Source organism: Pseudanabaena cinerea FACHB-1277, assembly GCF_014696345.1.
In the GTDB taxonomy this organism is placed as follows: domain Bacteria; phylum Cyanobacteriota; class Cyanobacteriia; order Pseudanabaenales; family Pseudanabaenaceae; genus Pseudanabaena; species Pseudanabaena cinerea.
Genome location: NZ_JACJPY010000085.1, coordinates 1 through 17,896, shown reverse-complemented (window position 1 = coordinate 17,896; position 17,896 = coordinate 1). Strand labels below are relative to the sequence as shown.

Sequence of the window (17,896 nt, the reverse complement as noted above, 5' to 3'; positions counted from 1 at the left end):
TATTGAAACTAGCTCCCAATAAGTTAACCTACTATCAACGAGGTAAGAGGGCTATGCAGCTTGTCACGGCTACGTTTTAGATGTCTTTGTCACCCCCTCAGGGCAGAATGTTTAATCAGAGAAGCAAAGCAGGTGGGAATAACAGTTTTATCTGAAGTTAGACAATCTGTTGCATCTTTACGTAGCGATCCTCTAGATGAGATTTCTTTAACTGAAGCAATTCATAACTTAACTAATGATTTTCATCGCAGTACTGGTATTTCTCCAAAAACGCAAATAGTTTTAGATAAACCACCCCCAAAGATGTTAGCTAACACAATCTTTAGGATTATTCAAGAGAGCTTGACTAATATTTGTAAACACGCAGATGCAAATTTAGTTTCTGTTAACTTAATTCAATCTGAGAATGTCATAGATCTTGTAATTACGGATAACGGGAAAGGATTTGATCTGTCTAAAAATACCACTGGCTTTGGCTTGCAGGGAATGAAAGAGAGAGCGATCGCGATCTCTGGAGAAATAGAAATTGTCACCGCCCCTCAAATGGGCTGCAAATTGCAAGCAAGGATTCCAATTCAAGAAATATGATTAAATTAATTTTGGCGGACGATCAAGACTTGATTAGGAGGGGATTAAAGGCTCTGTTAAAAACTGCCCCTGAAATTGAAGTGATTGGGGAAGCAGTCAACGGGGAAGACTGTATAGCTCAATTAGAAAAATTAAATCCTGATTTGATATTAATGGATATTCGGATGCCAATTATGGACGGCGTTGCGGCAACCAGAGCAATCCATTCGCAATTTCCTAATATTAAAGTACTTGTTTTAACTACCTTTGCAGACCGTGAGTATGTGCAGAAAGCCCTCCAATCTGGCGCAGTTGGCTACTTGTTGAAAGATACCCCTTTCGATGAACTCACTCAAGCAATTCGTCTTGCCCAAAAAGGTTATGTGCAGATTGCGCCAGGGCTAATGAATTATATTCTCGAAGTCCAGCCAGCAGCGATCGCAAGGCAGGAGTTGACTGGCTGGCATGAACTCACGGCTAGGGATCGGCAGATTGTGGAGTTAGTCGCCAATGGATTGAATAATCGCGAAATTGGCGAATCTTTATTTCTGTCGGAAAAAACTGTTAAAAATCGTTTGACTAATATTCTCAGTTGCTTGGGTCTGCGCGATCGCACTCAGTTAGCAGTAAATTTATTACGTCAAAGCGTTGCCAAATCAAAATTATCAGAAAATTTATAGATTTTCGTGGCAATGCTTTGACCCTACAGAAGGATCGTCTGATGCGCGAATAATTCATGACACTAATGGAACTTTAAAGTGGATTATCCACAAAGAAGGTTAAGACGGTTTCATCAACACCTTTAAGTTTTAAAGGTTCACGCTTGCGAAGTTCCTCATCTTCAAGATAGTCGGCAACGGCGGCAGATACCAGAATGCAATCAGGTTCGGCAGCAGCTTGAATACGGGCAGCAATATTAATAGTTGGGCCGATCGCTGTGTAATCTGATCGCTCTGCACTACCAAACATTCCTACCACTGCCGTACCTTGATGAATGCCGCAACGAAACCGTACTTTGGGAATTCCCTGCGCTTGCCATTGATCATTCAGTTGTGATAGATAGCGCTGCATATCCTTGGCGGTTTTGACAGCGCGGCGCACCTGTTCATTGGGGCTACATTCTTCAGGCGCTCCAAACAGTGCCATGATACCGTCTCCCATAAACTTATCAACAGTGCCACCATTGGCAAAAATCGCCTCGGTCATCGCGCCTAAATATTGATTGAGCAGTTCTGCTACTCGCCGCGATCGCAAAGTATTGGCAAGAGAAGTGAATCCGACAATATCAGTAAAGAGAACGGTGATCATTTTCGGCTCTGGGCGCAGGTCTAGGCTGAGTTCACCCCTTGCCGCCTTTGCAACTAGGCTGGGCGGTAAGAACCGTTTGAGAACTGATTCGGTAAGGTAGAGGTTGAGCTGGGCAACGCGGCGTTCGTTAGCTTTGAGTGCCATCAAATTACGAACTTCGGCTAATAGTTCGCGATCGTTAAAAGGCTTTGCCAGATAAGCATCTGCACCAATTTCTGTACCTTCAATTCTGGTTTCCTCATTGGCTTTAGCGGTCAATAAAATTATGGGTGTACCCGCCTGTAATGGATCTTGGCGAATCATAGCGATTAAGTCCAACCCTGAGACCTGCGGCATCATCAGATCTGTAACGATCAAGTCGGGATGATGGGTTTGCGCCTGAGTATAGCCCTGTGCGCCGTTGTGAGCAGAAATCACACCATAGCCTGCCTGATTGAGAACCCGCCGTAAATAGCTCCGCAGATCGTGATTATCATCAACAATCAGAATCTTGCCCAATGACTTACAGTTGCTGTCTGCGTTTTCTAGATCAATGACCTCATCACCCTCATTGAATAATTCGGTTTCTAGATCCGCCAACTCGATCGCCGCCCTTGAAGTTTGAATATCGATGGGAACATTAGAAATTTGATCTGGGGGTAAATGGGACTTGCCGATGGGAATTGCCACGGTGAAGGTTGTACCGTAGCCATAATCAGAACTCACAAAGATTTCGCCACCATGCAGGCTGACTAATTCTTTAACTAGGGCAAGCCCCAAGCCACTACCCTCATAGCTACGGTTGACCGACCCTTCCGCTTGGCGAAATCGATCAAACAAAAAGGGGATTTGATCCTGAAGAATGCCAATCCCTGTATCATGGACGCTAACGATACAGCGCCGATGATCGTCAGCAGTGGCGATTTTGACGGTAATACTGCCATTACTGGGAGTGAATTTCATCGCATTGGACAGGAGATTATAAAGAACTTTATCAAACTGCTCTAAGTCCAAATAAACCTTTGGGCATTCACTAAAGTCGCTGAAGAGATGAATATTTTTGCGATCGCAGTATGGGCGAAAGGATTCAATAGTTTGACTGGCAAACTCAACGATATCCACAGGACGGAAACAGGCTTGCATTTTACCCGCATCAAGGCGTTGGATATCTAATAACTGATTGACTAGTCGCAATAGACGGCGACAGTTTCGCAGGGCAATTACGGATTGATCATAGGGGAGTGGCTGAGAATGCTCGATCGCGGCCTCAAGGGGACCAATCGTTAGGGTTAGCGGTGTACGGAATTCATGGGAAAGATTTTGGAAAAATTCAGTTTTTTGCCGATCTAGTTCCATTAATTGCTGTGCCTGTTGGCGCGTTTTTTGGAAGAGATTTGCTTGCTGTACAGCGATCGCTGCCTGTGCTGCCACCGCCTGCACTAGGGAAATCTCTTCAGGCTGCCATTGGCGTGGCTGCTTGTTTTGACGCATTGAGATACTGCCAATGATCTTGCCATCAGAAATTAATGGCACAATTAAGAGGGATCTGGCAATAGAACGTAATGGCAGATCGATTAAATTCCATTCAGGATTTTGACGCAGATCCGCGATCGCTACGGGTTGCTTAGTTTCGATTAGCGCCCGAAACACAGGATTAACCGAAATATCGGCAATTGATTGCGGTAAGGCATCGCGATCATCATTGGAATTGCCATTGGAATTGCCATTGGAATTGCCTGAATATTGCCTGCTTTGCGGACTATTTATTAACTCATCGGGATCAAGTAAATGTAAACCCACACAGCGCAAATACTGCTCCTCTTCTGTCCATAGAGAGAGGGCGCAACTTTCCGAGTTTAGAGCCTGTCCGAGTTGCTGGGTAATGGAGGCAAAGATTTGTTGAGGCTCTAGACTAGAACGAATGGTGCTAGTAATCGTATTAAATAGAGCTTCACGCCTAGCTAATTCCTGTACGCGATCGTATGCCCTAGCACGAGAACCGACGATCGCCGCTTGATCTGAAGCTAGATCGATCAAATCCAATTCATCGGTACTCCAATGATGGGGCATTTGGCAATGATAAAGCGCCAACATTGCCAAACATTCTCCACCCACCGCAAGGGGAACAAAGAGAATAGATTTAATATTTGCCTGTTGGTAAATGGCTTTGTCTGCATCCGCAATGCGGTGATCGGTAGAGATATCATTGATTGCAACGATCTGTGAGTGGATTGTTAGCATCTGTGCTAACAGTGGTAGTTCTGGCTTTTGCTGATCGCCATAGGCGATATAGTCAGCACTTAAGCTTCCATTCTCAAACAACCGTAAAATACTACCCGATACTTCAAAATTGCGGGCAATGGACTCCGCGATCGCCGCAATACTTTCATGGTAAGGCGAGGCGCTGTCAACAGAGGAAGCGATCGCATTCAAGAGCGATTGCTGGCGCAGGGTGCGGCGCAATTCTGCTGTGCGGTTCCGCAAAACATTATGGGTGTCAATTGCCTGCCTGACGACATTTTTAAGTTCAACTTCATCCCAAGGCTTCGTCACATATTTAAAAACTTTGCAAGTATTAATCGCTTCGACCAAATCCTCCACATCGGTATAGCCCGTGAGAATAATCCGCATCGTGTCTGGATATTTAACCGCCATTTGGCTCAAAAATTCTGTACCACTCATGATCGGCATTCGCTGATCTGAAATAATCACCGCCACTTCCCCTTGACGCTCTAGGATCTCTAGAGCCTCTAAGCCGCTATTGGCGCGTAAAACCTGATAATCACGATAGAACGTACGAAATAACAAATCAAGGTTATCGACTTCATCATCGATAACCAGCAACTTTGACTTTTGGGTGATTTGCGAACCCATGTATCTATTTTCCTAAATTCAAATTTCCTAGATAAGAACTAACTTGAAATTGAATATACTTCCTTTTGCATCATAACCGATCCCCTTTACGTGTTTTTGCCTAGATATAATCAGGTTTAGAGCGTTTTTGCAAAGCCAATTTAGCCTCTTCACGATCATCAAAGTGTACTTTTTCGCACCCAAGGATTTGATAGTCTTCATGTCCTTTCCCTGCGATGAGAACCGTGTCGCCCCCGATCGCCTCAGAGATCGCCATCTGAATACATTTGCGCCGATCGCCTTCGATTACTAGGGGCTTGTCGCCAATATCGATCCGCACGCCTGCCCCCACATCTTCGAGAATACGTTGGGGATCTTCGGTGCGCGGGTTGTCGGAAGTGATATAAACCCGATCAGCAAGCCTAGCCGCGATCCCACCCATCAAGGGGCGCTTGGTGCGATCGCGATCGCCACCACAGCCAAACACGCAAATCAACTCACGCTGCGTAAAGGGACGCATTGCCTTGAGCAAGTTTTCTAAACTATCGGGGGTATGGGCATAGTCAACCACCACCGTAATATCCTGCTGCTCACTGACCTGCACCCGTTCGACCCGCCCTGGCACATTCTGAAATTCGGGTAAACGGTTGATCACTTCCTTGAGACTCATCCCCATGTGCAGCGATACGGCGATCGCCGCCAATACATTTTCCACATTAAACCGCCCCACCAAAGGCGAGTTAAATATGGCTGTCCCTTGGGGGGTGTGGATTGTGCCTGTCACCCCATTAGGGAGATAGGTGAGGTTGGTGGTATAAAAATCTGCCTGAGTATTATCAATGCTATAGCTCCAGATGGGGCGATCGCCGATCATTTGCACCAAGCGCTGTCCTAAGGGATCATCCAGATTAATGATGGCTCGCCCCCGCAAATAGCTATCATTAAACAGCAAAGCTTTAGCCTGAAAGTAGGATTCTAGATCCTTGTGATAGTCCAAATGGTCTTGGGTAAGGTTGGTAAATACTGCCGCCTCAAAGCTGCAACCTAAAACACGGCGCTGATGCAAAGCATGGGAGCTAACCTCCATCAAGCCCACATCACAACCTGCGGCGATCGCCTCTGCCAGTTGCGCTTGCAAATCAACGGCAAAGGGGGTCGTATGGGTTGCAGTCTGCGAATAGCCCGCCCATCGGGTGTAGAGTGTGCCGAATAGGGCAGTGGCATATTGGGTTTGCAATAGAAATTCGATCAAATGCGTGGTCGTGGTTTTGCCATTGGTTCCAGTTACACCCACCAGTTTTAATTTTTGAGCAGGATCGCCATAAAAGGCGATGGCAATGCGACTGCAAGCTTCAACCACATCGACAACAGCGATCGCCTTACTTTGGGCTGTTTCTGGCAATTCTTGATAACTAGCCTGAGAAACGATCGCGGCGACTGCCCCTTGGGCGATCGCCTGCGGTGCAAACCTGCCCCCATCCACCTGTGTACCTGTCATGCCAATAAATAAATCTCCCGCTTGGCAAGCCCGCGAATCCGTAACTATGCGCTTTACTTCGAGCCTCTCTAAATCAACCTGAAAATCCTGATATCCTGCCAACAATAGCAACTGCCCTAAACGCATAATCTCCGATCCTTGCCACAAGCACAAAACATCTCAGAATTTTTGCATGAAATCTTGATCGGTGACAACCCAAAAGCGATGTGTATTAATCCTATCTGTAGCAATTCCCAAAACACAGTATTATGACTTACGGTCTTCGTCTAGAGATGTATGAATATGATGCGAATACTGGCTTTGGTTCCGGGCGGCACTGGTGATCAATTACTGTTTTTACCAACATTGGCTACGCTCAAAAAGCAATATGCCAATGCCGAAATTGACGTGGTAATTGAGCCAAGGGCAATGGCAGCTTACCGCATTTGCCAGTCGGTAAACCGCACTTTTAAGTTTGACTTTCAAGATCGCAACTCCCTAGCCGATTTTGGCAACCTGCTTGGTACAATCCGCGATCGCGAATATGACGTGGCGATCGTCAGTGAGTCGCGATTTTCCACAAATTTATTGCTATGGCTAAGTGGCATCCCGAAGCGAATTGCCAAGGCGGGGCAGGGAGATTTTTTATTGACTGAGGCGATCGCTGTTGATCCGCAAATGTATGCGGCGGCACAGCATCATCAACTATTACAAGCGATCGGCATTCAGGAGCCATGTCCACCAATACAGGTAAACCTGTCAAAACTGGATCTCGATTGGGTCACTGCCGAACAAAAACGCCTAGGCATTTCTCAGACTGGCTTTATTTTGTTGAATTGTGGCGCTTATGGCAACTATCCTGCTGCAAGTTGGGCGGCGATCGCCACTGCCATCCAAACCAAAATGCCTAAGTTGCCGATTGTCGTGGTTGATAGTGTGAATAATGCAGATTTATTAAATAAACTCACTAGTCAAGTATCAAACCTATTGATTTCTAGCCCCACAGATATTGGCAAGCTGGCAGCTTTGATTGCGGCGGCAAATTTATTTATCTGTGCCGAGGGGGATGCCATGCAACTGGCAGTGGCAGTGGGTACTGCCCTAGTATCAATCTTGAGCAGTAAAACTAATCCTGCGGTAATTCTGCCCATTAATGAGCAGCGCATCAAATATGTAACTGCGATCGCGGGGCAACCCTTGAGTGAGATCGCCCCTGAGCTAGTCCTAGAAAAAGTTTGGCAAGGTTAAGCAATGTTTCGCGGTTTGGATACCCCCAGCCCCCCTTGCAAAAAGGAGCATGATTATCTTCTTCTTGCACCTTCGCAAGGGGTTAAGTGACGGGGGAGTATTAGCGATTTCCGCGATCGCTGACAAGCTGTATGTACAAATTGTATGTACAAGGTTGCACCACTATCAAACATGAACTAAGGGCGAGAGACTAGGGAAACTTGACATCTAAATGAGTGCCATCCAATTTGGCACTATGCAAGTCAGTATTGCGGAGATCCGCGCCCTTTAAGCTCGCACCATTAAAATCAGTTTTGCGTAAAATCGCACCACTAAGGTTCGCTTTGGTTAGATTTGCACCACCAAAAACAGCCCCGCTCAGCTCCGCCTCGTATAGACAAGCATTGCTGAGGTTTGCACCATTTAGGTTTGCGCCGCAGAGATTGGCATCGCTGAGATCGGCATTGGTCAGGTCTGCACCACCTAGGTTTACCCCCATCAAATTAGCATTGCGAAGCAATGCCCCACTGAGGTTTGCCCCACTGAGATTGGCTAGACTGAGATTAACCGCGCTGAGGTTGGAGAGGCTCAGATTTGTGCCACTGAGATTCGTCATAGTCAGGGTGACACCTTGAAATGTGGCAAGACTGAGATTTGCACCACTGAGATTTGCTAAAGTAAGATTAGCTTCTCTGAGATTTGCCCCAATCAGGTTAGCGCCCCCCAAATTCGCTAAACTAAGATCCACACCACTAAAGTCCGCTTTACTCACTTCAGCGTAGGCAAGATTTGCTTCAATCAAGTCGATTAGTAAGCGCGTCTGTTGCGATCGCCAAAAGTTCCAGTGACTTACCCCTTTTTTTAATTGTGCGAGATGGTCTTTGTTTGCCATGATTTTGGCTCCATGGACAGTAATTTAACTTTAAGCTAAAATTGATTTTCTATGAGACTTTTGTTAAGGATGATCAAGCGGCGATCGCTAATATCGCCAATATCAAAGATTAATTTACTGCCCAAGGATGTCAAGCTATGGGTCTTCCTTGTTGTGAGCTTAGTGACCAACAGTCTCAGCATCCCCGCCAAGGCGATCGCCCAAGTTGTCTCTATACCTGCTTGCCCACAGATTAGCAACCGCGCCTATGTGGTAATCTTTGATCGTGCCGCTAGTCTGTTGCCACCACTGCCCGAATTTCTGGCGATCGCCGCCGTACCTTGCCATTACCTCAATACATCAATGACTTTTTTGGGGGGATTTGACAATGCTAGTGGCTCTAGTTTTCGGGCTAATCAATTGCGTGAATTGGGTGTAGATGCGGTTGTGCATTCATTTACGAGCAAGCTCAACGATGTGCCTGCAAATTTGCAAGCATCCGTAATCCTGACAGAGTTAAATAGTGAACCAAACCTAGCCATGCAACAGGTGCGATCGCTGACTGGTAAAAATGCGATTTTAGCCACCTTTAACAATCGTTCGGTGCTCCTTGCTGCGCCTCTGTCTAGCCCTCAAAGTGCCAATGCGATCGCCAATAGGTTGAGATCTCAAGGCATCGGCGCTCAGGTCATCAGTGCCGCCCTCATCTCTCCACCACTTGCCGCCGCACCAAGCGCCAATAGCCGCGTCAATAGTCGACCTCTTAGTAGTAATTCCAGTGCTTCCACATACCGTGTATTAGTGCCGCGCCTAAGCGCCGATACACTCAACCAAGTTAAGGCGATCGTCCCTGATGCCTTTGCTACCGTTTTTCAAGGTAAAGCATATATCCAAGCCCGTACCTACAGCAATCGCGATAATGCTAACCGTGAACGCGATCGCCTAAACATTCGTTTCCCAGGCACAATTCTAATTCAAGATTAATGCCAAAATAGTTAACAGGATTTGCGAAACGCGCCATATTCTGATCTGCCCCCCAGCATAGTTTCAGGCTCACATCTATGAAACCCAACTCCCATAACGCCATATCCACCACATCGGTAAAGGATCATGACCTACCCGCCTATACAGTGCGGATCAGCGATCGCGCCAAATATGTGAGTTTATCGCTATCAATGGAGACGGGACTAGAGGTGGTGATTCCCTGCAATTATGATCATCGCAAGATTCCCGAATTAATTCAGCAAAAACGCGAATGGATTGCCCGCAATCAGCGCAAACTCCATGAGCGCGAAGCGTTTCTCCAATCCCAAGATCCGCACCTATTACCCGACAGCCTCAACCTGCGATCGCTCCAACAACAATGGCAGATTGAATATATTCCTACGGCTTCTAAAGGAATTCAAATTAAAGAGAACAAATCAATTTCAAAATTAATGATCAGTGGCAATGTTAACGATATCCATGCCTGCAAGTTCTTTTTAAAGAAATGGCTGATGAAGCTGGCGGAAGGGCATATTTGCAGCCGCTTAAAGCAGGTTAGTAAGCGGATTAATCTACCCTATAATAGTGTCACAATTCGCTCTCAGAAAACCCTTTGGGGCAGTTGCTCTGGCAAAAAAAACATTAGCCTCAATTACAAACTATTATTCTTGGAGCCTCATGTAGTTGATTATGTTCTCATCCATGAACTCTGCCATACGGTTTATATGAATCATTCCGATCAATTTTGGCGACTCGTGAGCAAGTTTCAACCTCAATATAAAGAGATAGATAAATCCCTCAACCAAGCATGGAAAATAGTCCCTGCATGGTTAGAGCCTTAGTCACCTTCTAAGCCACATTCGCAGTCTCCTTCGCCTCTAAGTTTAACCCTCCTGCACGGATACCTTCCATCTCTTCGAGAACTTGCAAATAGCGCCCAGTAATCAACCTTGCGCCGCGCCGATGGGTGAAATAGTTCCATCCCCATTGGATCATCACAATCAGTTTGTTATCAAATTCAATTAAATAATAAACATGGACAAATGTCCAAATGAACCATGCCAGCCAACCCTTCAGACGCAAAAACTTGAAATCCACAACCGCCTCATGGCGACCAATTACAGCTAAGCTGCCAAAATCCCAATACTTAAATTTTGCAGGTTCTCTTTCCAGCACCTTCGCCTCAATGTGATGCGCCACATATTCACCCTGCTGCATTGCCACAGGCGCAACCCCTGGCAGTGGGCGATCGCCTTGGTGGGGATAGTTCGCCAAATCACCAATCACATAGATATTAGGATAATTGGCGATCGACATATCAGGTTGTACAACCACACGACCAACGCGGTCTAGTTCTGCATTCAGGCGATCGCCTAACACCTTACCCATGGCTGAAGCCTTGACACCCGCCGCCCAGAGAATCGTTTGCGCCTGGATTTGCTCCACTTGTTCTCCACATTTAAACGTGACAACATGATCCTCAATATTCGTCACCATGGCACTAGTTTTAACTTCCACTCCCAACTTCAGCAAGGATTGCTTTGCTGCCTCAGAGAGATCGGCATGGTATGGCGGCAATACGCGATCGGTTCCTTCAATCAAAATGATTCGCGCTTGCTTAGTATCAATATTGGTGAATTCATTACTGAGAGTACGGTGGGCAAGCTCTGCTAAGGTTCCTGCAAGTTCCACACCCGTTGGTCCCCCGCCGATAACCACGAAATTCATCAATGCTTCTTTAAATTGGCGATCGTGGGTCTTTTCGGCTGCTTCAAAGGCGCTCAGGATGCGGCGACGTATATTAATTGCATCTTCAATGGTTTTCAGCCCAGGGGCCTGCTCTGACCATTGATCGTTACCAAAATAATGGTGACTAACTCCAGTTGCCACGATCAGTGAGTCATAGCCTATGTCTAAGTGATTTTTTAATTTAACTACCTGCCCTTGGGGATCAATATCTAATACCTCACCCATTACAACGCTGGTATTTTTGTTTTCGGAGAGAACAGACCGCAATGGTGAGGCGATATCGGCGGGGGACAGACTGCCTGTGGCGACTTGGTAAAGGAGGGGCTGGAAGAGGTGAAAGTTGCGTTTGTCGATGAGGGTGATTTTAACAGGAACTTTGGATTTGCCTAGCTTTTGGGCGGCATATAGCCCGCCAAAGCCACCGCCAATAATAACAACATGATGAATTGCGCTTTCATTGTGAGTATTTAGAGACATGGCAAGTTTTTAAGTTGGGTGTGATGTTTTACTAGTGGCATCTTTAAAAATCATTATATATGTAAACAAAAAAATCTTTTTGAGAGTGTAAGGTAAATTGTGTAAAAGCTGAAAGATATACAGATTAAGGATGGGAAACCCGCGCTAAATTGCTTTGCAATCATGTTTGAAAGTCGTCTCCCTATCTAGTTTCTACACCTTACACATTTTATTTGGCAATCCCTAGCATCATCTGTGAAATCCAAAAACTATGCCGAGATTTATAAATATGCAATCAAATCGTAGAGATATTGCTAGAATTAATACCTAGAGTCATTTGAGTTAGCCTAGGATAGAGATTACATGAGCCTGTTTCTGGAACGTCTTCACAGCAGCGATCGCCCCGTCATTGTTTTTGATGGTGCGATGGGGACAAACTTGCAAGTTCAAAACCTGACCGCCGAAGACTTTGGCGGTGCGGAATATGAGGGCTGCAACGAGTATTTGGTGATGACGAAACCTGAAGCAGTCGCCAAAGTGCATCGTGACTTTTTGGAGGCGGGGGCGGATGTAATCGAGACTGATACCTTCGGCGGCACGTCAATCGTCCTAGCCGAGTATGACCTCGGTCACATGGCCTATGAGCTTAGCAAAAAAGCCACAGAACTAGCCAAATCTATAGCTGCTGAATTTTCTACCCCTGAGAAGCCGCGTTTTGTGGCAGGCTCGATCGGTCCAACGACTAAATTGCCCACCTTGCTGCATATTGATTTCGACACGATGAAGCAGTCCTTTATCGAGCAGATCGCAGGGCTGTACGATGGCGGTGCAGACTTACTCTTAATTGAAACCTGTCAGGATGTCCTGCAAATTAAGGTTGCGCTCAATGCGATCGCTGAGTTTTTTGATAAGAAAACCGCCGAAGGCAAACCCCGCATTCCCGTTATGGTATCGGTGACGATGGAAACCACAGGCACAATGCTGGTTGGCTCCGATATTTCTGCTGTTGTAACCATTCTCGAACCCTATCCCATTGATATCTTAGGGCTGAACTGTGCCACAGGTCCCGACCTGATGAAGGAGCATATGCAATATTTGAGCGCCCACTCGCCCTTTGTGGTGTCCTGTGTACCCAATGCAGGATTGCCCGAAAATGTGGGCGGACAAGCCTTTTATCGCCTTACCCCCGATGACCTCAAGGGACATTTAGCCCACTTTGTCGAAGATTTAGGTGTGCAGATTATCGGTGGTTGCTGCGGCACAAGACCAGCCCACATTAAGGCTTTAGCCGATGCGGCGAAGACCCTCAAGCCCAAAAAACGCGAACCCCTAGTCACACCTTCGGCAGCTTCTATCTATAGTTCTCAACCCTATATTCAAGATAATTCTTTCCTAATTGTCGGTGAGAGATTAAATGCTAGTGGCTCTAAGAAAACCCGTGATTTGCTCAATGCGGAGGATTGGGATGGTCTAGTTGCGATCGCGCGATCACAAGTAAAAGAAGGCGCACATATCCTCGATGTGAACGTAGACTATGTGGGACGCGATGGTGTGCGCGATATGCACGAACTGGTATCGCGCCTCGTCACTAACGTCACTTTGCCGCTTATGCTTGATTCTACAGAATGGGAAAAGATGGAAGCAGGGCTGAAGGTGGCGGGTGGTAAATGTATTCTCAATTCCACGAATTACGAAGATGGGGAAGAGCGGTTCTGTAAAGTTGTGAGCCTCGCCAAGCAATATGGTGCAGGGATTGTGATTGGAACCATCGATGAAGAAGGCATGGCGCGAACTACCGATAAGAAGTTTGAAATTGCTTCTCGTGCTTACAAACAAGCCACGGAAGAATTAGGAATGCCCGCCAGTGAGATCTTCTTTGATACCTTGGCACTGCCCATTTCCACAGGCATCGAAGAGGATCGCCAGAACGCGGCGGCAACCATTGAGTCTATCCATCGCATTAAGAAAGCAATGCCTGAAACCCATATCTTGCTGGGTGTGTCTAATGTTTCCTTTGGTTTAAATCCAGCTTCTCGCATTGTTCTCAACTCTGTATTTCTGCATGAAGCGATGAAAGTCGGTATGGATTCATCCATTGTCCATGCCAGTAAGATCGTGCCGCTTAATCGCATTCCTGAAAGAGAACTAGAAGTGGCGCGGCAACTTATTTTCGATCAGCGTCAATTCGATGGTGATATCTGTACTTACGATCCCCTTGGTGAATTTACGAAGCTATTTGAAGGAGTTTCCGCTAAGCGCGTCAAGGTCGTTGATGATAATCTCACCATTGAAGAGAAGTTGAAAAATCATATCATTGATGGCGATCGCATTGGCTTAGATGATGCCCTCTCCGAAGCACTGAAAACCTATGAACCACTGACGATTATTAACCAATTTCTACTTGATGGCATGAAAGTAGTTGGTGATTTATTTGGCTCTGGACAGATGCAACTTCCCTTTGTGCTGCAATCTGCCGAAACCATGAAATCGGCAGTAGCTTTCCTTGAGAAGTTCATGGAGAAGGAAGAGGGTGCGAATAAAGGCGTGTTCCTGATTGCCACGGTTAAGGGTGATGTCCATGATATTGGTAAAAATCTTGTCGATATCATTCTCTCCAACAATGGCTATAAGGTGGTCAATATCGGCATTAAGCAATCGGTGGAGAATATCATCAAAGCCTATGAAGAATGCAAAGCTGACTGTATTGCTATGAGTGGATTATTGGTCAAATCCACCGCCTTTATGAAGGAGAATTTGGAAGAGTTTAATCATCGGGGTATCAGCGTTCCCGTCATTCTTGGCGGTGCGGCGCTAACTCCAAAATTCGTCTATACCGATTGTCAGAATGTCTATAATGGTAAAGTCATCTATGGCAAAGATGCCTTCTCTGACCTCAACTTCATGGATAAATATATGCCCGCTAAGGCTGAGGGTAAATGGGACGATGCCAAAGGCTTTTTGGATGAAGAACTAGCCGTTGTTATTGATACTTCTGAAAAAGATGCAACGACTGCGGCTGAGGATAAGGCTAAGAAAGAAGCAGCCCTTGCAGAGCGCTATTTGGATATTGGGCGTTCTGAGGCAGTTGATACCGATATTACCCGCCCCACGCCGCCATTCTGGGGAACCAAGATTCTCCAAGGTGCAGATATTCCCATTGAGGAACTATTCTGGAATCTCGATCTACAAGCTCTTTTTGCTGGGCAATGGCAGTTCCGCAAGCCCCAAGGTCAGCCCCGTGAGGAGTATGATGTCTTCCTCAAAGAAACTGTCTATCCAATTCTGGAAACATGGAAAGAACGGGTAATTCAGGAGAAGTTGCTAGAACCAACCCTAGTTTATGGCTATTTCCCTGTGCTTGCCGAAGGTAACACAGTTTATGTGTACAACCCTCAAGATATCGACAATATTCAAAACGCTGAACCAATTAATCATTTTGTCTTCCCTCGTCAAAGGTCTCAGCGTCGCCTCTGTATCGCCGATTTCTTCTCACAAAAGGAATCAGGAATTATTGATGTCTTGCCCTTACAAGCTGTCACCGTTGGACATATTGCCACGGAGTTCGCTCAAGGGTTATTTAAAGCAAATCAATATACCGATTACCTTTACTTTCACGGCTTAGCGGTGCAGATGGCAGAGGCGATCGCTGAGTGGTCACATACGCGCATTCGCCTTGAGCTAGGCTTTGGCAGCGAAGATCCCGATAATATCCGCGATATTCTCGCCCAGCGCTATCACGGCTCTCGCTACAGCTTTGGCTATCCCGCCTGTCCAAATATGCAGGATCAGTTCAAGCTGCTCGATCTACTAGATGCTAAGCGGGTTCGTCTAGAAATGGATGAGAGCGAACAACTCTATCCCGAACAGTCAACCACTGCATTAATCGTGCATCATCCTGTAGCTAAATATTTCAGTGCTTAAACTTAATCTCAAGGCTAAAATCTATTAGTTGTTATTTCAGTACGAAGTCATGTAGGAGTTAAGGATATCAACCAGTTAATCAAATCTATCGCTGACGCAAAAACTTTTTCGGCGATATCGATTGAGATATGGCACAATTCCTCATCTGGACTGATCTCTTCAGTTGTGTCGCCCATAGGATATTTTGAAGGCAAATATATGGCATTTAATAAGTCACATTCATCATCTGAAATATTAACTATAATGCCTTTTCTTTGCAATAAATATTTGAGTTCCAGAATATCATGTGTCCGTTTGAGATTGATTCCATGCTCTATAACTATAGCTTTGAGAGATTTTTCAACTGATTGCTGTGCATTTTGGAGAGAAGGATTATAGAGTTGATTGTCAAGTAAGATTTTTGATGACTTTAAATTTTCTTCCGCATAGTCTAACCATATTTTAGTTTCGCTTTTCATAAATCACCTCACCACGCTTAATTTCGTTGATAAAACTACCCTGTGCATCTAAACGAAGTGGAATTACATCAATTGGGAAAAAAGAATATAAAGGTCTTAAGAGTTTTCGATATTTTAAGGCAAGCGTCAAGTGATTTTGACAACTATTTTGGAAGATCGCAATATCAATGTCATTGGGTGTATTTGATTTAAAAAAAGAACCAAATATAATCACTTTTTCTACTTCTGGCTGTTGGGAAAGCTGTTCTACAATATATTTCTTGAGATTTGATTTAGTAAGTTCTTTTGACGAAATAGAATTGTCAAAGGTGTTTAGAATCTCTTGTACTACAGCAGTCATAGCTTTATCTCCTAATTTCTATGTATAGATTAACACGATCGCTGAGCGTAACATCTAATTATTTTTAGAAATCCCAAATGAAAGCAATTGTTTGAAAAGATGAAATTTCTCGGTTTTGTAATTTTTGAACTTGACAATTTGTATTCGGCAATGCTTAAATCTGTCACATTGCTGCAATGACATTACGAAGACAAGTGCCTTTTTCCCTGCACTAAGCACGGCTGAATTATATGAAAAACAAAGGTGGGTCTGTTAATATTCCTATATGGGCATTTGCTCTAGTTGTCGCAACTATTTTTTTAGCCATAGTTCTTCACCCCTTTATTGCTAATTACGTTGTGACCACATTTCCGCCGCAACCGCCAGCACTAAAAACTGTAAAAATTGATTTTTCCGATGATTCATTTCCTCCTACTAGTCTAAATGACTGAATTGTGCCAAATTACATACAAAGGAATGCGGATATTTCAGATAACTTACCCAAATTACCCACTGAGTACAAGAAGCGGAAAGCTTTAGTTGTAAATTTTAACGGTAAGGATACGTCCGCTCTGGAAAAATGGAATAAAGTATGTGAAAGTAAAAAATTAGAGGCAATAGGTTCTTCTTTTCAAATTAACGCAAACGCTGTTTTGGTTACTGGCAAAGATCTCCAAAAAGATGTTCTTGGTAATGATTCTTCAAATGTTAAAAATGAAGCGAAAAAAAGCTTTCCAGAAAAGTATGGCTTTGGTCTAGTTCTAAAATATGGTGACACCTCAAAAATCGACAAATCTTATAAGTTGAATCTATTTCAAGATCCTAACAAAACTCCTGAGATGGGAGTGCTACATAAATTTCAAATTATGGTTTTGCCTCCCTATATAAGTTTTATGATTGATGGGAAAGAAAGTAATGGTCAAAGCTCATTGCATATTACTAAAACTGCATCTGAATTCGATCTTCTAGATGAAATAAAAAATATATGTGTTGGATTTTTTGTAGAAGATACTACACTCAATTTAGCTTTTTATGATTTCAGTGTTGAGGAAATTAAAAATGATTTAGAGGATAAGATACAAAAAATCATTTTTAGAAAAAATAACCAGATCGAAGAGTTTGAAAAGAGATTTGACAGAATTATTCAAGAAAAGCAATTGGCAACAAAGAATGATCTGAATGGATATGTGAAAACAGATGCATTCAAAAGTGTTACATCTAAACTTGAAACTGATCCAGAAAAAGAGCCTAAGATCGATCCCACAAATCCTGTAGCGAAAAGGCTAAACGATTTGGAAAGTGGAGTTTCACTTATTCAAGATAAAGAAGGTAATCTAAAGGCTGAATTTGCTCAAAAAGTTGCTAATCAACTACAAACTCAAGTAAATAAAAACACAAAATATCCAATAACAGTAAAGTCCCAAGAATATAAGCCAGAGCTTTAGGTACATCTATTTTTACAAAAGGGTACTCTTTGGATGAACTACACGAACTAATCCGCGATGTAGCAGTCTGCCATATTGATGAAGCGGTCTTGCCAAGAATAATTCGTTATTTATCTAAATTAATGCTTAATTGATTCGCTCATGTGGGTAAATAGGTGAAAGGAGGGACAAGAAGACGGCAGAGGAAGTCAAAATCAATCCAACGTAAATTGTAAGCCCACTCAAACATGGCTACATAGAGATGCAGATACTTTTTATGGATACCGCGAAATGGACGAACAA

The 17,896-nt window shown here is 44.5% G+C and carries 13 protein-coding genes; 7 read left to right on the top strand and 6 right to left on the bottom strand.

Annotation, left to right across the window (positions count from 1 at the left end):
• Nucleotides 1–132 precede the first annotated feature (132 nt).
• Both H6F44_RS18875 and H6F44_RS18870 read left to right on the top strand, forming a co-directional pair.
• Nucleotides 133–588 (top strand): sensor histidine kinase, encoded by a 456-nt coding sequence (locus H6F44_RS18875; RefSeq protein WP_190352578.1) that lies wholly within the window; start codon nt 133–135, stop codon nt 586–588.
• A complete protein-coding gene (locus H6F44_RS18870; protein ID WP_190352577.1) occupies nt 585–1,247 on the top strand; it encodes a response regulator transcription factor in 663 nt (220 codons plus the stop codon). The genes H6F44_RS18875 and H6F44_RS18870 overlap by 4 nt, the downstream gene beginning before the upstream one ends.
• A gap of 73 nt (nt 1,248–1,320) precedes the next feature.
• Here the strand turns inward: H6F44_RS18870 and H6F44_RS18865 are convergent, their stop codons facing one another.
• The gene (locus H6F44_RS18865) at nt 1,321–4,728 is read right to left on the bottom strand and encodes a response regulator (RefSeq protein WP_190352576.1); all 3,408 of its coding nucleotides are present in this window, start codon (nt 4,726–4,728) and stop codon (nt 1,321–1,323) included.
• 100 nt (nt 4,729–4,828) lie between these two features.
• Nucleotides 4,829–6,331, bottom strand: a complete 1,503-nt coding sequence (locus tag H6F44_RS18860) for a UDP-N-acetylmuramoyl-L-alanyl-D-glutamate--2,6-diaminopimelate ligase (protein ID WP_190352575.1) — start codon at nt 6,329–6,331, stop codon at nt 4,829–4,831.
• 156 nt (nt 6,332–6,487) lie between these two features.
• On the opposite strand from H6F44_RS18860, the gene H6F44_RS18855 reads away from it, so the two are divergent.
• A complete protein-coding gene (locus tag H6F44_RS18855) occupies nt 6,488–7,432 on the top strand; it encodes a glycosyltransferase family 9 protein (RefSeq protein WP_190352574.1) in 945 nt (314 codons plus the stop codon).
• Between the two features lie 190 nt (nt 7,433–7,622).
• On the opposite strand, the gene H6F44_RS18850 is transcribed toward H6F44_RS18855, so the two are convergent.
• The gene (locus H6F44_RS18850; protein WP_190352573.1) at nt 7,623–8,303 is read right to left on the bottom strand and encodes a pentapeptide repeat-containing protein; all 681 of its coding nucleotides are present in this window, start codon (nt 8,301–8,303) and stop codon (nt 7,623–7,625) included.
• A gap of 51 nt (nt 8,304–8,354) precedes the next feature.
• On the opposite strand from H6F44_RS18850, the gene H6F44_RS18845 reads away from it, so the two are divergent.
• Together H6F44_RS18845 and H6F44_RS18840 are read left to right on the top strand one after the other, a co-directional pair.
• On the top strand, nt 8,355–9,266 hold the full coding sequence (locus tag H6F44_RS18845; RefSeq protein ID WP_190352572.1) for a hypothetical protein: 912 nt from the start codon (nt 8,355–8,357) through the stop codon (nt 9,264–9,266).
• Nucleotides 9,267–9,343: 77 nt separating this feature from the next.
• Complete coding sequence (locus H6F44_RS18840) at nt 9,344–10,108, top strand: M48 family metallopeptidase (protein WP_190352571.1); 765 nt, start codon at nt 9,344–9,346, stop codon at nt 10,106–10,108.
• 7 nt (nt 10,109–10,115) lie between these two features.
• Here H6F44_RS18840 and H6F44_RS18835 read toward each other — a convergent pair whose 3' ends face one another.
• Nucleotides 10,116–11,492: an NAD(P)/FAD-dependent oxidoreductase gene (locus tag H6F44_RS18835; RefSeq protein WP_190352570.1), complete on the bottom strand. Its 1,377-nt coding sequence runs from the start codon at nt 11,490–11,492 to the stop codon at nt 10,116–10,118.
• Nucleotides 11,493–11,834: 342 nt separating this feature from the next.
• Between H6F44_RS18835 and metH the strand changes: the two genes are divergently transcribed.
• Nucleotides 11,835–15,392 (top strand): methionine synthase, encoded by a 3,558-nt coding sequence (gene metH / locus H6F44_RS18830; protein ID WP_190352569.1) that lies wholly within the window; start codon nt 11,835–11,837, stop codon nt 15,390–15,392.
• Between the two features lie 47 nt (nt 15,393–15,439).
• Here the strand turns inward: metH and H6F44_RS18825 are convergent, their stop codons facing one another.
• Nucleotides 15,440–15,850: a HEPN domain-containing protein gene (locus tag H6F44_RS18825; protein WP_190352568.1), complete on the bottom strand. Its 411-nt coding sequence runs from the start codon at nt 15,848–15,850 to the stop codon at nt 15,440–15,442.
• Complete coding sequence (locus H6F44_RS18820; RefSeq protein ID WP_190352567.1) at nt 15,834–16,190, bottom strand: nucleotidyltransferase domain-containing protein; 357 nt, start codon at nt 16,188–16,190, stop codon at nt 15,834–15,836. The genes H6F44_RS18825 and H6F44_RS18820 overlap by 17 nt, the downstream gene beginning before the upstream one ends.
• Nucleotides 16,191–16,624: 434 nt before the next feature.
• On the opposite strand from H6F44_RS18820, the gene H6F44_RS18815 reads away from it, so the two are divergent.
• Entirely contained in the window at nt 16,625–17,614 is a 990-nt protein-coding gene (locus tag H6F44_RS18815; RefSeq protein WP_190352566.1) for a hypothetical protein, read from the top strand.
• Nucleotides 17,615–17,896: the final 282 nt, after the last annotated feature.

Coding starts and splice junctions, on each gene's coding strand:
- H6F44_RS18870 (WP_190352577.1), top strand. CDS start 585: ATGATTAAATTAATTTTGGCGGACGATCAAGACTTGATTAGGAGGGGA.
- H6F44_RS18865 (WP_190352576.1), bottom strand. CDS start 4,728: ATGGGTTCGCAAATCACCCAAAAGTCAAAGTTGCTGGTTATCGATGAT.
- H6F44_RS18860 (WP_190352575.1), bottom strand. CDS start 6,331: ATGCGTTTAGGGCAGTTGCTATTGTTGGCAGGATATCAGGATTTTCAG.
- H6F44_RS18855 (WP_190352574.1), top strand. CDS start 6,488: ATGATGCGAATACTGGCTTTGGTTCCGGGCGGCACTGGTGATCAATTA.
- H6F44_RS18850 (WP_190352573.1), bottom strand. CDS start 8,303: ATGGCAAACAAAGACCATCTCGCACAATTAAAAAAAGGGGTAAGTCAC.
- H6F44_RS18845 (WP_190352572.1), top strand. CDS start 8,355: ATGAGACTTTTGTTAAGGATGATCAAGCGGCGATCGCTAATATCGCCA.
- H6F44_RS18840 (WP_190352571.1), top strand. CDS start 9,344: ATGAAACCCAACTCCCATAACGCCATATCCACCACATCGGTAAAGGAT.
- H6F44_RS18835 (WP_190352570.1), bottom strand. CDS start 11,492: ATGTCTCTAAATACTCACAATGAAAGCGCAATTCATCATGTTGTTATT.
- metH (WP_190352569.1), top strand. CDS start 11,835: ATGAGCCTGTTTCTGGAACGTCTTCACAGCAGCGATCGCCCCGTCATT.
- H6F44_RS18825 (WP_190352568.1), bottom strand. CDS start 15,850: ATGAAAAGCGAAACTAAAATATGGTTAGACTATGCGGAAGAAAATTTA.
- H6F44_RS18820 (WP_190352567.1), bottom strand. CDS start 16,190: ATGACTGCTGTAGTACAAGAGATTCTAAACACCTTTGACAATTCTATT.